The sequence below is a fragment of the Enterobacter cloacae complex sp. OE43NF genome (genome assembly GCF_023544405.1).
Classification (GTDB): domain Bacteria; phylum Pseudomonadota; class Gammaproteobacteria; order Enterobacterales; family Enterobacteriaceae; genus Enterobacter; species Enterobacter cloacae.
The window spans coordinates 70,897-83,986 of the sequence record NZ_JAMJFW010000017.1; the positions used below are offsets into that span (position 1 = coordinate 70,897).

The following is a 13,090-nucleotide window of genomic DNA, read 5'->3' on the forward strand; positions in this document are numbered from 1 at the left end:
GCACCTTGTAATAGAAAATGGGTATAGGGCGCTATTCCAGCCCGAGGCTGTTGCGCAGAATAGTCAGGCGTTCATCGTCCCCGTCACGGGCAGCCTGCTGGAGTGATTTGGTTGGTGCATGGATCAAGCGATTGGTCAGTTTCCAGGCCAGATCCTGCATAATAGCGTGTGCGTCGCCGCCCTGTTCCAGAGCTGCTAACGCTTTGGCAGTCAGGTCATCACGCACCTGCTCCGCCTGACCGCGGTATTCGCGGATGGTCTCGCTGACGCTTTGCGCGCGCAGCCAGGCCATAAATTCACTGGTTTCCTGCTCGACAATGGTTTCCGCCTGCACCGCTGCCGCTTTACGCTGGGCAAGGTTGTGCGAAATGATGCTTTGCAGGTCATCCACGCTGTAGAGATAGGCGTTGGCCAGTTTGCCGACCTCCGGTTCGACATCACGCGGAACGGCAATATCCACCAGCAGCATTGGCTGATTACGGCGGGATTTCAGCGCGCGCTCTACCATCCCTTTACCGATAATCGGCAGCGGGCTGGCGGTAGAACTGATGATGATATCCGCCTCTTTCAGGCGTTCGTCGATCTCGCTCAGCGCAATCACCTCGGCCCCGACTTCGTCTGCCAGCACCTGCGCACGCTCGCGGGTGCGGTTAGCGATAACCATCTTTTTCACTTTATGCTCGCGCAGATGGCGCGCCACAAGCTCAATGGTTTCGCCCGCGCCGACCAGCATCACGGTGACGGTCGACAGGGATTCGAAGATTTGACGTGCAAGGGTACAGGCCGCGAACGCAACAGAAACCGCACTGGCACCAATGTCGGTTTCGGTTCGCACACGCTTCGCCACGGAGAAAGACTTCTGGAACATCCGCTCCAGCTCGCTGGCTTTCAGATGCCCTTTTTGCGAATCCGCAAACGCTTTTTTTACCTGACCGAGAATTTGCGGCTCGCCCAGCACCAGCGAATCCAGACCGCTCGCGACACGCATAAGATGGCTCACCGCATCGTTATCCTGATGCCAGTACAGGCTCTTACGCAGCTCGTCTTCGTTGAGATTGTGGTAGTCGCATAACCAGCGGATCAGCGCTTCATGCAGGTTATCCTGCTCTTCCACGCTTAAGTAAAGCTCGGTACGGTTGCACGTCGAGAGCACCACCCCGCCCTGCACCATCGGTTGTGCAAGCAGGCTATCCAGCGCCAGGTCGAGCGTATCCGGCGAAAACGTGACGCGTTCTCGCAGCGAAACCGGGGCGGTTTTGTGATTGATGCCGAGTGCTAATAGGGTCATGTTGAGCGGGAGTAGTACCAGCGTTAATAAGGTTAGCAAGACGCATCATACAGGATGCGCGAGATCAATAAAAGAGACTGCCCCCTTTCGGAGTAATAGGTTACTCAACGCTTTGAGATAATTTGAACGTAGACGGTGACACCCTTCAACGCTAGCATTAACAGTTATAACTGCAACGTATCTCAAGGATTTGTCCTCATTATGACCCGACTGATTCGCCTGCTGCCGCTGGCAGCACTGGTTCTGACCGCATGTTCTGTCACTCAACCAAAAGGCCCGGGCAAAAGCCCTGACTCACCACAGTGGCGTCAGCACCAGCAGGACGTACGTAATTTAAGTCAGTACCAGACCCGCGGCGCGTTTGCTTATCTCTCTGACGAACAGAAGGTTTATGCCCGCTTCTTCTGGCAGCAAACGGGGCAGGATAACTACCGCCTGCTGCTGCTGAACCCGTTGGGCAGTACCGAGCTGGAGCTTAACGCTAAGCCGGGTGAAGCGCAGATCACGGATAACAAAGGCCAGCACTACACCGCCACCGATGCGGAAGAGATGATTGGCAAACTGACCGGAATGCCTATCCCGCTGAACAGCCTGCGCCAGTGGATCCTGGGCCTGCCGGGTGACGCCACCGACTACACCCTGGACGATCAGTACCGTCTGAGCCAGGTGAACTACACGCAGAACGGTAAAACCTGGAAGGTGGTGTACAGCGCCTATGACAGCAACAGTAAACCGTCGCTGCCATCGAATATGGAGCTGACGCAGGGTAGCCAGCGCATCAAGCTGAAAATGGACAACTGGATCGTTAAATGATGACCCACTGGCCCTCTCCGGCAAAACTTAACCTGTTTTTATATATCACCGGCCAACGTGCTGACGGGTATCACACCCTGCAGACGCTGTTTCAGTTTATCGATTATGGCGACACGCTCTCGATTGAGCTGCGTCAGGACGGGCAGATTTGTCTGCTGACGCCGGTGGAAGGCGTAGCGCATGAGGATAACCTGATCGTGCGCGCCGCGCGTCTGCTGATGAACGCAGCGGCTGACACCGGGCGCTTGCCCGCCGGGAGCGGTGCGGATATTCGCATTGAGAAGCGTCTGCCGATGGGCGGTGGGCTGGGTGGCGGTTCATCCAATGCCGCGACCGTCCTGGTCGCCCTGAATCATCTCTGGGGCTGCGGATTGTCAACGGATGAACTGGCCGCGTTAGGGTTAACGCTGGGGGCGGATGTCCCGGTGTTTGTGCGCGGTCATGCAGCATTTGCTGAAGGGGTGGGTGAAATCCTCTCCCCGGTTGAACCGCCGGAAAAATGGTACCTCGTAGCCCATCCAGGCGTCAGCATTCCGACTCCGGTCATCTTCAAAGATCCTGAGCTGCCACGCAATACCCCGGCGCGGTCAATAGAAACGTTATTAAATTGTGAATTCAGCAACGATTGCGAGGTTATCGCAAGAAAACGTTTTCGCGAGGTTGATGCGGCGCTTTCCTGGCTGTTAGAATACGCGCCGTCGCGCCTGACTGGTACAGGGGCCTGTGTCTTTGCTGAATTTGACACCGAATCCGCCGCTCGTCAGGTGCTTGAGCAAGCGCCGGATTGGCTGCATGGTTTTGTAGCGCGCGGGATGAACACCTCCTCCCTACAGCAGGCCATTCTGGCGCAGACTGAGTTTCGGTGACAACGTCACCCTGTTCCAGACGTTGCATCGCGCTCTTTAATACACCGCCTGGATAGCATTTCGCCTGGCCCCGCATAGTTTGCGGCGAACGCTATCCACCACTGGACGCATGCCTGAGGTTCTTCTCGTGCCTGATATGAAGCTTTTTGCTGGTAACGCCACCCCGGAACTAGCACAACGTATTGCCAACCGCCTGTACACTTCCCTCGGCGACGCCGCTGTAGGTCGCTTTAGCGACGGCGAAGTCAGCGTACAAATTAACGAAAATGTACGCGGTGGTGATATTTTCATCATCCAGTCCACCTGTGCTCCAACGAATGACAACCTGATGGAATTGGTTGTTATGGTCGATGCCCTGCGTCGCGCTTCTGCAGGCCGTATCACTGCTGTAATCCCTTACTTTGGCTATGCCCGCCAGGACCGTCGCGTCCGTTCCGCGCGTGTGCCAATCACCGCTAAAGTTGTCGCGGACTTCCTGTCCAGCGTTGGCGTTGACCGCGTACTGACCGTTGACCTGCACGCAGAGCAGATTCAGGGCTTCTTCGACGTCCCGGTTGATAACGTATTCGGCAGCCCAATCCTGCTGGAAGATATGCTGCAGCTGAACCTGGACAACCCAATTGTGGTGTCTCCGGACATCGGCGGCGTGGTACGTGCCCGAGCTATCGCTAAGCTGCTGAACGATACCGACATGGCAATCATCGACAAACGCCGTCCGCGCGCTAACGTTTCTCAGGTGATGCACATCATCGGTGACGTTGCTGGCCGTGACTGCGTGCTGGTTGACGACATGATCGATACCGGCGGTACGCTGTGTAAAGCCGCTGAAGCGCTGAAAGAGCGTGGTGCCAAGCGCGTGTTCGCGTACGCGACTCACCCGATCTTCTCCGGTAACGCGGTAAACAACCTCCGTAACTCCGTCATTGACGAAGTTGTGGTATGCGATACCATCCCACTGAGTGACGAGATCAAGGCACTGCCAAACGTGCGTACCCTGACCCTGTCCGGGATGCTGGCCGAAGCGATTCGTCGTATCAGCAACGAAGAATCCATCTCTGCAATGTTCGAACACTAATCGAACACGGCCGAAAAACCCGCTGCGGCGGGTTTTTTTGTTTCTGATATTTATTAATGCTCTAAATAATTCGGGTTGCAGGAAGGCGGCAAGTGAATGAATCCCAGGAGCTTACTCAAGTAAGTGACTGGGATGAATGAGCGCAGCCAACGCATCTGCAGCGCGAAGTATGACGAGCAATGATTAATGCCTCCTTCACCTGCCATTCATATGACAGATGATGCGCATACGGATGATAGATAATTGTGAAAAACATCACTTCCTCACATGTTCTGCCCTTTCGCGCCCTCATCGACGCATGCTGGAAAGAGAAATACACCTCGTCACGCTTTATCCGTGACCTGATTGCCGGGATCACCGTTGGTATTATCGCCATTCCGCTGGCCATGGCGCTGGCGATTGGCAGCGGCGTGGCTCCACAGTATGGCCTGTATACCTCGGCCGTCGCCGGGATCGTGATTGCCCTCACGGGCGGTTCGCGTTTCAGCGTGTCCGGCCCTACCGCTGCTTTTGTGGTGATCCTCTATCCGGTATCACAGCAGTTTGGTCTGGCAGGCCTGCTGGTTGCCACGCTCATGTCTGGCCTCTTTTTGATTCTCTTTGGCCTGGCCCGCTTTGGCCGGCTGATTGAATATATTCCCCTTTCCGTAACGCTGGGATTCACCTCCGGGATCGGCATCACCATCGGAACGATGCAAATTAAAGATTTCCTGGGGCTGCAGATGCCTCACTTTCCTGAGCACTATCTGCAGAAAGTGGGAGCGCTGTTTTTGGCACTGCCCACGGCCAACATGGGCGATGCCGCCATCGGGATCGTTACGCTGGGTACGCTCATCGTCTGGCCGCGCTTAGGCATTCGTCTGCCTGGCCACCTGCCCGCGTTGCTGCTGGGCTGTGCGGTTATGGCCATCGTCAACATGTTTGGTGGTCATGTCGCCACCATCGGCTCGCAGTTCCACTATGTTCTGGCGGACGGTTCTCAGGGCAGCGGTATTCCTCAACTGTTACCACAGCTGGTTCTTCCCTGGGACATGCCCGGCTCCAGCTTTACCTTAAGCTGGGATTCGCTGCGCGCACTGCTGCCCGCCGCCTTTTCAATGGCGATGCTGGGGGCGATTGAATCTCTGCTCTGCGCCGTAGTGCTCGATGGCATGACCGGTACCAAGCACAAAGCCAACAGCGAGCTGGTCGGCCAGGGCTTAGGTAACCTCATCGCTCCGTTCTTCGGCGGTATTACAGCCACCGCGGCTATCGCCCGTTCTGCGGCCAACGTGCGCGCGGGTGCAACCTCACCGGTTTCAGCGGTTATCCACTCTCTGCTGGTGATCCTCGCGTTGCTGATCCTCGCGCCGCTGCTCTCCTGGCTGCCGCTCTCCGCCATGGCTGCCCTGCTGCTGATGGTGGCCTGGAACATGAGCGAAGCGCATAAGGTGGTGAACCTGCTGCGTCGCGCACCGAAAGACGACATCATCGTCATGCTGATCTGTATGTCGCTGACCGTGCTGTTCGATATGGTGATCGCCATCAGCGTCGGCATCGTGCTGGCTTCCCTGCTGTTTATGCGCCGGATCGCGCAGATGACGCGCCTTTCCCCGGTAAACGTGGAGGTGCCTGATGATGTACTGGTGCTGCGGGTAATCGGTCCGCTGTTCTTCGCTGCGGCGGAAGGCCTGTTCAGCGATCTGGAATCCCGCATTGCGGGCAAACGGATTGTGGTGCTGAAATGGGATGCCGTACCGGTGCTGGACGCCGGTGGGCTGGACGCCTTCCAGCGCTTTGTAAAACGTCTGCCGGAAGGCTGCGAGCTGCGGGTGAGTAATCTGGAATTTCAGCCGCTGCGCACTATGGCGCGCGCTGGCGTGCAGCCGATCCCTGGCCGCCTTGCCTTCTATCCCAACCGTGACGCCGCGTTAGCGGATCTGTGATTCATCTGATGCGGAGAAACGTCTCTGCATCATTATCCCTATCGCCTGCTGGAGCCATTCAAGCACAGCAGGCGTCATCCATGTCCCTTTCATCAGATGCGGCTCCTGCTGCATAGCAGCGCGAAACTTTTGCTGCGTCTCAGGGTTTGTTCCTGCGTATGACTGGAACAACGCCAGCCAGGTTTCAGCCAGCTTTTGCGCCTCGTCAGAGGTGGGATCGAGATTTTCCCGCTGCGCCTGGTGCAGCTTCGCCACCAGCGGCGGCCACTCCATCATGCGGTCAAAGTAATGTTTCCGGGTAAAAGCCATCTCATCGGCAGAGAGATACTTTTCCCAGATGGCCAGCTTCGATTCGGCAAACGCCCGCGTGATGTAGTCGGTCATCTCTGCGGTGATGCCTGTTTGCTCACGCATTTGCGGTTCGACGCTGTGCATCTCGTTCAGCCGGGTGAGAAACTCCGGCTTGCCGGCAGTGTCCTGCTCCAGGCGCTCCATCCAGCGCGTCGCAAGATCCATCGCCCGCGGGTCAGAAACGGGTATGTGCTGTTCCAGCAGCGTGTTGGCCTCGGTAACCAGCCCTGACCAGACAGCCGCCAGCGCATCTTTCTGCACCGCAAACGGCATTTGCTGTAACTCTTCTTTGCTAAACCAACGATCGTACATATTCATTAACTCCAGAGTCTGTAGCCAGGATTCCAGATCGGGGGTTTCATCGCCGGTAAGCCCGGTGCGCAAGTCCACCAGCCTGTCACGCAGCGTGTTAATGCTGCGCAGCTGTTTATCCAGCAAACTGATTTGCGCATCGAGGAGTTCCGTTAACGAAAGCGACGCCTGCTCCAGAAAATCCCTGATTTCAGCAAGCTCCAGCCCCGCTTTTGCCAGTGCCTGAATCATATGCAAGCGCTGTACATCCGCCAGATTATAAAGCCGGTAACCTGCCGCGCTTCTGGCAGAAGGCAGCAATAACCCTGTTTGCTCATAGTGATGCAATGTGCGCACGGTGATCCCAGCGCGTTTTGCCAGTTCACCCACCTGAATCAACATAACTGCTCCTTTTATTTTGCCAGTGACGCCACTCTGGTGCCTTACGTTACGTGAGGGTCAACCCCTCAGGCAAAAAAAACGACTCCATCTGGAGTCGTTTCAGTGTTCTTTATTCTATGCGCACTAGCTGTGCTTATGCTGGTCGCGGCGGCAGCGTTTGTCGTAATGGCGCACCCACCAGTATTTATCACACACTTCCTCATGACCGCTCACACGCGCCCCGGCGAGCCAGAGTACCGCCCCCAGGAAGATGCTCAATACCGCACCATGCGCGAAGTATTGTGGGAGATCAAGCTGCGGCAATTGGTTTAAAATTGAATAACCCACACCGGCTACCATCACGAACAGCCCCAACCCCATCAGCACGTTACCGAGTAACGAAGCGTTTTTGCGTTTCATATGTCACCTCCGGAACTTTGGGTTGTAGGGAATAAGTCCCTATTCCTTGTGTGTAAAGTATAGACAACGCCCCTTTTATGAGTTGCGTCAATGATCACAATTACAGATTACTCCCAAACAAAAATTTACAAATAACGCATTGAACAGCTTGAAATTCTAATTGTTCAAATAAGTAATTATTCGTATTTCGCTGTTAAGGTCGCAGAATTTTGTCAAGCGGCGCGCCAGACAGTAAACTACGCGCCAGATCTGGAACCCATTAGGAATTGAATCGTGACGATTAAACTGATTGTCGGCCTCGCCAACCCAGGCGCAGAGTACGCTGCAACCCGCCACAATGCCGGGGCCTGGTACGTTGATCTGCTGGCCGAACGGTTACGTGCTCCCCTGCGTGAAGAACCAAAATTCTACGGGTATACCTCACGTATCAATCTCGCCGGCGCGGATGTGCGCCTGCTGGTGCCTACCACCTTTATGAACCTGAGCGGCAAGGCCGTGGCGGCAATGGCAACGTTTTATCGCATCAATCCGGATGAGATTCTGGTTGCTCACGATGAGCTGGACCTGCCGCCAGGGGTGGCAAAGTTTAAACTGGGCGGCGGACATGGCGGACACAACGGTCTGAAAGATATCATCAGCAAGCTGGGTAATAACCCGAATTTTCACCGTTTGCGCGTAGGAATCGGCCATCCGGGCGATAAAAACAAAGTTGTTGGTTTTGTGCTGGGTAAGCCCCCGGTTTCTGAGCAGAAACTGATTGACGAGGCGGTAGACGAAGCGGCGCGCTGCACTGAAATCTGGCTCAAAGATGGGTTAACCAAAGCGACAAACCGCTTACATGCTTTCAAAGCGCAATAATCCGCCTGATACGGCATTTTTACCGCGCGGTAGGCGGGTTACGTGTATAATAGGCGTAGTTATTTACTTTTCATCAGTCGGTTATCGTTAACGGATTGATTATCAAGATATTAAGGTGATTTAGAAATGGGATTCAAATGCGGTATCGTCGGTCTGCCAAACGTGGGCAAATCCACCCTGTTTAACGCGCTTACCAAAGCGGGTATCGAAGCGGCGAACTTCCCGTTCTGTACCATCGAGCCTAACACCGGCGTTGTGCCAATGCCCGACCCGCGTCTGGACCAGCTCGCGGAAATCGTGAAGCCACAGCGCATTCTGCCAACCACTATGGAGTTCGTGGACATCGCGGGCCTGGTGAAAGGTGCATCCAAAGGTGAAGGTCTGGGTAACCAGTTCCTGACCAACATCCGTGAAACCGAAGCGATCGGTCACGTGGTGCGTTGCTTCGAGAACGACAACATTATCCACGTAGCAGGTAAAGTAAACCCGGCGGAAGATATTGATGTAATCAATACCGAGCTGGCGCTGTCGGATCTGGATACCTGCGAACGTGCGATCCACCGTATCTCCAAGAAAGCCAAAGGTGGCGATAAAGACGCCAAAGCCGAATTAGCGGTACTGGAAAAATGTCTGCCACAGCTGGAAAACGCAGGTATGCTGCGCTCTCTTGACCTGAGCAAAGACGAGAAAGAGCTTATCCGCTACCTGAGCTTCCTGACGCTGAAGCCAACCATGTACATTGCCAACGTGAACGAAGACGGTTTTGAAAATAACCCGTACCTCGATCAGGTTCGTGCTATCGCCGAGAAAGAAGGTTCTGTCGTTGTTCCGGTTTGTGCCGCTGTAGAAGCCGATATCGCCGAGCTGGATGACGAAGAGCGTGACGAGTTCATGGCCGAGCTGGGTCTGGAAGAGCCAGGTCTGAACCGCGTTATCCGTGCAGGTTATGCCCTGCTCAACCTGCAGACCTACTTCACCGCTGGGGTGAAAGAAGTGCGTGCGTGGACTATCCCTGTTGGCGCAACGGCTCCACAGGCTGCGGGCAAGATCCACACCGATTTCGAGAAAGGCTTTATCCGTGCGCAGACTATCGCGTTTGAAGACTTCATCACCTACAAGGGTGAGCAAGGCGCGAAAGAAGCCGGCAAGATGCGTGCTGAAGGGAAAGACTACATCGTTAATGATGGCGATGTGATGAACTTCCTGTTTAACGTCTGAGTCGGTATGAATGAAAAAAATCCACGCTTTGGCGTGGATTTTTTTATTGCGCGGTCAGCACACATTGGCTAAGCGTTCTGTTTTCATGCTGGGTTCAAAAGGAATAATGTCAGCCGTCGCAAGCTTTAACCTTTGAAACGGATCCTCGCGTAGTCGCTCTTCAAGTGAGGCAAGACTCTCACATTTAGCGAGAATGACACCACCGTTTCTCGGGACCCGTCTTCCGGATGCGAGGAAAATCCCCTCTGCATACCCCTTTTTTAGCCACTCAACATGCGCTGGTATCGCTGCATCAATCTCTTCGAGTGGTTTGATATAGGTTAAAATGACAATATAAACTGTGCTCATGCTTTGCCTCTCAGCTGTGTTTTTAGCCGCTTGTTGGAATTGCTTATGCAGTACCTCTTTTGCCACCCGGTTATTGTTATCATTTTGGGCGCATTTGATCTTAATATGCAGGGCCTGAGCAAGACAACGCGTTACGCGTCATATCCCAGGAGTAAAACCAATCATGCCAGCCGTTTTTTTTTTCTGGATAGCTACAGACAACGACCACTTCCTTTGACAGGTTGAATGTTAAGTAATAGAAAGTCGCGCCTTCAGGAGGTGCAGACCAAAATAGTTTGTCGCCCTGAGCATTGAAGATGGTCAAAACGGTTTGTAATGGCTTTGGCTCGCTTAACGCAAAGACTAACTGGCGTGTTGAGTCGACCATTGCATAGTCTAAAAATGGCATATTAACCAGTATGTTACTTTCACTACATGCCCATTGAAGCAGGTCATTCTCTTTACTACAACTGAGATTTTCAATCATTGGCAAACCTCAACTTTTAAAGTTTGAACTGTTTCAAATCACCTTCAAAAAGCCCCACAAGATAAACCCGGTATCGGGCTGGCTGCACTTCTTTATACGTTAATACAGTAGAAAACTCTTTTAAACACTTTGAACATGTGTTTTGCGAAACATTTAGTTGGCTGTCATCATAAATATATATATTATTGTCACTGACGAGCTTCACACCTCTCATTTTCTTAACCAGGAAGTATTTTACCTCTTCAGAAAGCAAGTCAAACTCATATGAGTTCACGATGGAATAGATTATTACACCCTCGCATTCAGGGCATGTTATTTCTGTGCCATAATCTATAAATTCATTATCTATGCCATCCAGGACTAATATTTTCTTTTTCAGTCGATTAGTTATTTTCATTTCTTTTAAACTTTTGAATTTGTTAATCAAGTAAAGTGAGAAGAAAACGGGGCGATTTATTAATCACTAACATTATTTAATCAAACATTCCATTCGATATAAATACCACAATCGAAGCTTTTTTCATTAGACTGTACAATAATTCTTCCCCATTCATGATCCCATTGAATTCCATATGGGGGAGTGATAATTTTAAGTTTGGGGTGCGAGGTTATTTCACTCTCAATCCATGCTGTCAAGCGTTGTTCTTCTTCAGATAAATTACTCAAATTGGCTCTTTTATTCCAATCTCCTAAAGTTTTATAAAAATTTCCATTCTTACTTGTAAGGAATATTGAAGGGGAAAAAGAAAACACTGAAGGCCTCAGTTCCAAAATGAAAGTTTGATCTTCCCATCTATATTATCAATAGAGAAGTAATAATGGCCTATTGTCGTAAATGGCGAGAATAACTTGTAAAACTCCGAATTTTTAAACGTCTCTAAATCCTTTAATTCAAGGGGGTAGTTATCAATGGCCACCAAGCCACTATTAACATCAAAATGCATTTCTAACATATCTAAACCATCTTATCTGAAAGTGACTATGTTATATTCCAAACTATATATATCCCATGATTAAATGATTTTATCTCATATGAGACGGAAACCCGCCCCCATTCAAAGCGCCATCTCATCATGTCTGTTTCCGTGGTGTCAGGCGTTTCCAGGTTTAATGATTCTTTCAGCCAATCAGACAAGCTTTTCACTGAGTCATTAAGCATATGAATATTAGTTCGCGCATTCCAGTCATTTAATGCGTTATAGTATTGACTATTTTTATCAACAAGATGAAGCATAAAAGGAAATCCATAGCACACTGGGCGTATAGTAACTTGAAATTCTTTGTCGAAAAACGCTACTGAGTCAACAAGGTAGTGATTCGGCATGATTTTATTTACAGCTTTGCGCTTGATTAATTCGTGGTATAAACCACTCTTACAAAAGCCTTCTTCAGTATCCATTCCCAAAGGCAGATCATCAAATTTCAGATCACCGGTAATCGGATTTAAATTTAATGCAATCATGTTCCCCTGCTTTACTTTTGACTGTCTAACAAGATCTTAATGATATATTCGACTTAACATGATAACAACCATATGACGAGAATTTTCCGTGTACAAATCACATTTATTATAACATTTACAATTACATGCGCATAACAATAAAGTCTTATTGCCAATGGTGCAATAAGTCAATCCACATTTCTTTTTCCCCTGCGCTAACTTTTATGCCATCTCTATTTTGTTTTACATACTGCATGTATGTTTCATAAATAGCTCTTATCATCACCGTTTTTTCAGAGCGAGATCCTTCGATCAAAGTCATTAGTTTTTCCAAATAAATTGATGAATTCACTCTTTCGTTGAAAAAAACATTGAGGTAATCTAGTACTTCATTATATGAATCGTAATTCATGACCGGCTTCTCTGATTTCTTATTCCGATTTATTTTAGCATATCCAATTTCTGGTATGCGCCTAAAACTGTGTTTCCATTTTCCAAAGGAGCCATGTATGCAAGTCTAAATACATACCGGAACGCTACGCATGGAGATTCTGGTTGGTCTGTACACCAGTTTAAGCAATAAAGACTAATCATTTTCTATGTCAGGAGGAGGAGTCGTAATGCCAAGAACATCTCGCCCAAATCGAATATCTTCGTCGGTTTTCTTTTTTAACTTAAGGATTATAACACCCAGTGGAGCATTATTTTTATCTAAATAAATTTTAAAGGAAAATAACTTAGTTCGGATATTAATTACTAAGACAGTTTCTTCATCAAAATTTTCAAGAGCAATAATTAATTCATCAAGACCTTCTACCTTCAACCCTGTAAGTTTTGTATTATTTTTATGCGCTTTCATTATTCGCAACTCATCTTGAGTATTGTTTATAAATGATGCACATTGAACATTATTATTTTTATTTAAAGAAGAATTATATTCATTCGGTATTTTTTCTCGCGCATAATCAATAAGTTTATTATCATTTATCATGGTAACATCACCTCAATGTAGGCTCTTAAAAGTCCTTTCAGAAAGATTTCACGTTCCTTAATGCATCAAACCACCACGAATCACCTTGTGAAGGAGTCTATTGAAAGTGCAGTGTCTATATCCGATCCATGCAACAGCGCTGTCATCTCTCTTCATTTCTGTACCTCAGAGTAATCGGCCAGGTCAAAAAATACCGAAACTGATTGTCGTGCAACCCTGTCTCACGATGCAGGAGTTCCCCCTGCATCCGCATGTTCTGGGAATATCCTGATCCCTGCGTCTCGCTCTCGCGCAGCAGCTTGCCCCAGGCACTGTTCCCCCCTTCCCAGCGCACCAGCCCTTCAATATCCACTATCCA

Annotated in this window: 17 protein-coding genes; 6 read left to right on the top strand and 11 right to left on the bottom strand. The window is 50.4% G+C overall.

The annotated features are described in order from the left end of the window. Positions 1 to 31 precede the first annotated feature (31 nt). The gene (gene hemA / locus M8370_RS10455) at positions 32 to 1,288 is read right to left on the bottom strand and encodes a glutamyl-tRNA reductase (RefSeq protein WP_047361552.1); all 1,257 of its coding nucleotides are present in this window, start codon (positions 1,286 to 1,288) and stop codon (positions 32 to 34) included. A gap of 201 nt (positions 1,289 to 1,489) precedes the next feature. On the opposite strand from hemA, the gene lolB reads away from it, so the two are divergent. The 4 genes from lolB to dauA all read left to right on the top strand — a co-directional run bounded on the left by lolB (position 1,490) and on the right by dauA (position 5,967). After that, entirely contained in the window at positions 1,490 to 2,101 is a 612-nt protein-coding gene (gene lolB, locus M8370_RS10460; RefSeq protein ID WP_013096231.1) for a lipoprotein insertase outer membrane protein LolB, read from the top strand. Beyond that, positions 2,098 to 2,967: a 4-(cytidine 5'-diphospho)-2-C-methyl-D-erythritol kinase gene (gene ispE / locus M8370_RS10465; RefSeq protein ID WP_250020931.1), complete on the top strand. Its 870-nt coding sequence runs from the start codon at positions 2,098 to 2,100 to the stop codon at positions 2,965 to 2,967. Before lolB ends, ispE begins: the two co-directional genes overlap by 4 nt. Positions 2,968 to 3,094: 127 nt before the next feature. After that, on the top strand, positions 3,095 to 4,042 hold the full coding sequence (prs, locus tag M8370_RS10470; protein WP_003856663.1) for a ribose-phosphate diphosphokinase: 948 nt from the start codon (positions 3,095 to 3,097) through the stop codon (positions 4,040 to 4,042). Positions 4,043 to 4,287: 245 nt separating this feature from the next. After that, positions 4,288 to 5,967 carry a C4-dicarboxylic acid transporter DauA gene (gene dauA, locus M8370_RS10475; RefSeq protein WP_250020932.1) on the top strand — a complete coding sequence of 560 codons (1,680 nt, stop codon included), beginning with the start codon at positions 4,288 to 4,290 and terminating at the stop codon, positions 5,965 to 5,967. Here dauA and M8370_RS10480 read toward each other — a convergent pair. Together M8370_RS10480 and ychH are read right to left on the bottom strand one after the other, a co-directional pair. Beyond that, entirely contained in the window at positions 5,953 to 7,011 is a 1,059-nt protein-coding gene (locus M8370_RS10480) for a MerR family transcriptional regulator (RefSeq protein WP_250020935.1), read from the bottom strand. The genes dauA and M8370_RS10480 overlap by 15 nt on opposite strands. A 123-nt stretch (positions 7,012 to 7,134) precedes the next feature. Further along, entirely contained in the window at positions 7,135 to 7,410 is a 276-nt protein-coding gene (ychH, locus tag M8370_RS10485; protein WP_013096227.1) for a stress-induced protein YchH, read from the bottom strand. A 273-nt stretch (positions 7,411 to 7,683) separates the two neighbouring features. On the opposite strand from ychH, the gene pth reads away from it, so the two are divergent. Together pth and ychF are read left to right on the top strand one after the other, a co-directional pair. Beyond that, on the top strand, positions 7,684 to 8,268 hold the full coding sequence (gene pth, locus M8370_RS10490) for an aminoacyl-tRNA hydrolase (protein ID WP_013096226.1): 585 nt from the start codon (positions 7,684 to 7,686) through the stop codon (positions 8,266 to 8,268). A gap of 126 nt (positions 8,269 to 8,394) precedes the next feature. Further along, positions 8,395 to 9,486, top strand: coding sequence for a redox-regulated ATPase YchF (gene ychF, locus M8370_RS10495; RefSeq protein WP_250020937.1), 1,092 nt, complete (start codon positions 8,395 to 8,397; stop codon positions 9,484 to 9,486). Between the two features lie 54 nt (positions 9,487 to 9,540). Here the strand turns inward: ychF and M8370_RS10500 are convergent, their stop codons facing one another. The 8 genes from M8370_RS10500 to M8370_RS10535 form a co-directional block, all read right to left on the bottom strand. Continuing rightward, on the bottom strand, positions 9,541 to 9,834 hold the full coding sequence (locus M8370_RS10500; RefSeq protein WP_058684647.1) for a YciI family protein: 294 nt from the start codon (positions 9,832 to 9,834) through the stop codon (positions 9,541 to 9,543). Between the two features lie 100 nt (positions 9,835 to 9,934). Further along, on the bottom strand, positions 9,935 to 10,300 hold the full coding sequence (locus M8370_RS10505; protein ID WP_250020940.1) for a hypothetical protein: 366 nt from the start codon (positions 10,298 to 10,300) through the stop codon (positions 9,935 to 9,937). A 16-nt stretch (positions 10,301 to 10,316) separates the two neighbouring features. Beyond that, positions 10,317 to 10,697: a hypothetical protein gene (locus M8370_RS10510; RefSeq protein WP_058684583.1), complete on the bottom strand. Its 381-nt coding sequence runs from the start codon at positions 10,695 to 10,697 to the stop codon at positions 10,317 to 10,319. An 80-nt stretch (positions 10,698 to 10,777) separates the two neighbouring features. Next, complete coding sequence (locus M8370_RS10515) at positions 10,778 to 11,053, bottom strand: hypothetical protein (RefSeq protein WP_250020943.1); 276 nt, start codon at positions 11,051 to 11,053, stop codon at positions 10,778 to 10,780. Positions 11,054 to 11,279: 226 nt separating this feature from the next. After that, positions 11,280 to 11,762, bottom strand: coding sequence for a hypothetical protein (locus tag M8370_RS10520; RefSeq protein WP_029882741.1), 483 nt, complete (start codon positions 11,760 to 11,762; stop codon positions 11,280 to 11,282). A 145-nt stretch (positions 11,763 to 11,907) separates the two neighbouring features. Beyond that, positions 11,908 to 12,153, bottom strand: a complete 246-nt coding sequence (locus tag M8370_RS10525) for a hypothetical protein (protein ID WP_014832286.1) — start codon at positions 12,151 to 12,153, stop codon at positions 11,908 to 11,910. A gap of 174 nt (positions 12,154 to 12,327) precedes the next feature. After that, entirely contained in the window at positions 12,328 to 12,732 is a 405-nt protein-coding gene (locus M8370_RS10530; protein WP_095439565.1) for a hypothetical protein, read from the bottom strand. Between the two features lie 142 nt (positions 12,733 to 12,874). After that, the coding region (locus M8370_RS10535; protein WP_502799550.1) for an RHS repeat-associated core domain-containing protein at positions 12,875 to 13,090 on the bottom strand (216 nt) is incomplete at its 5' end.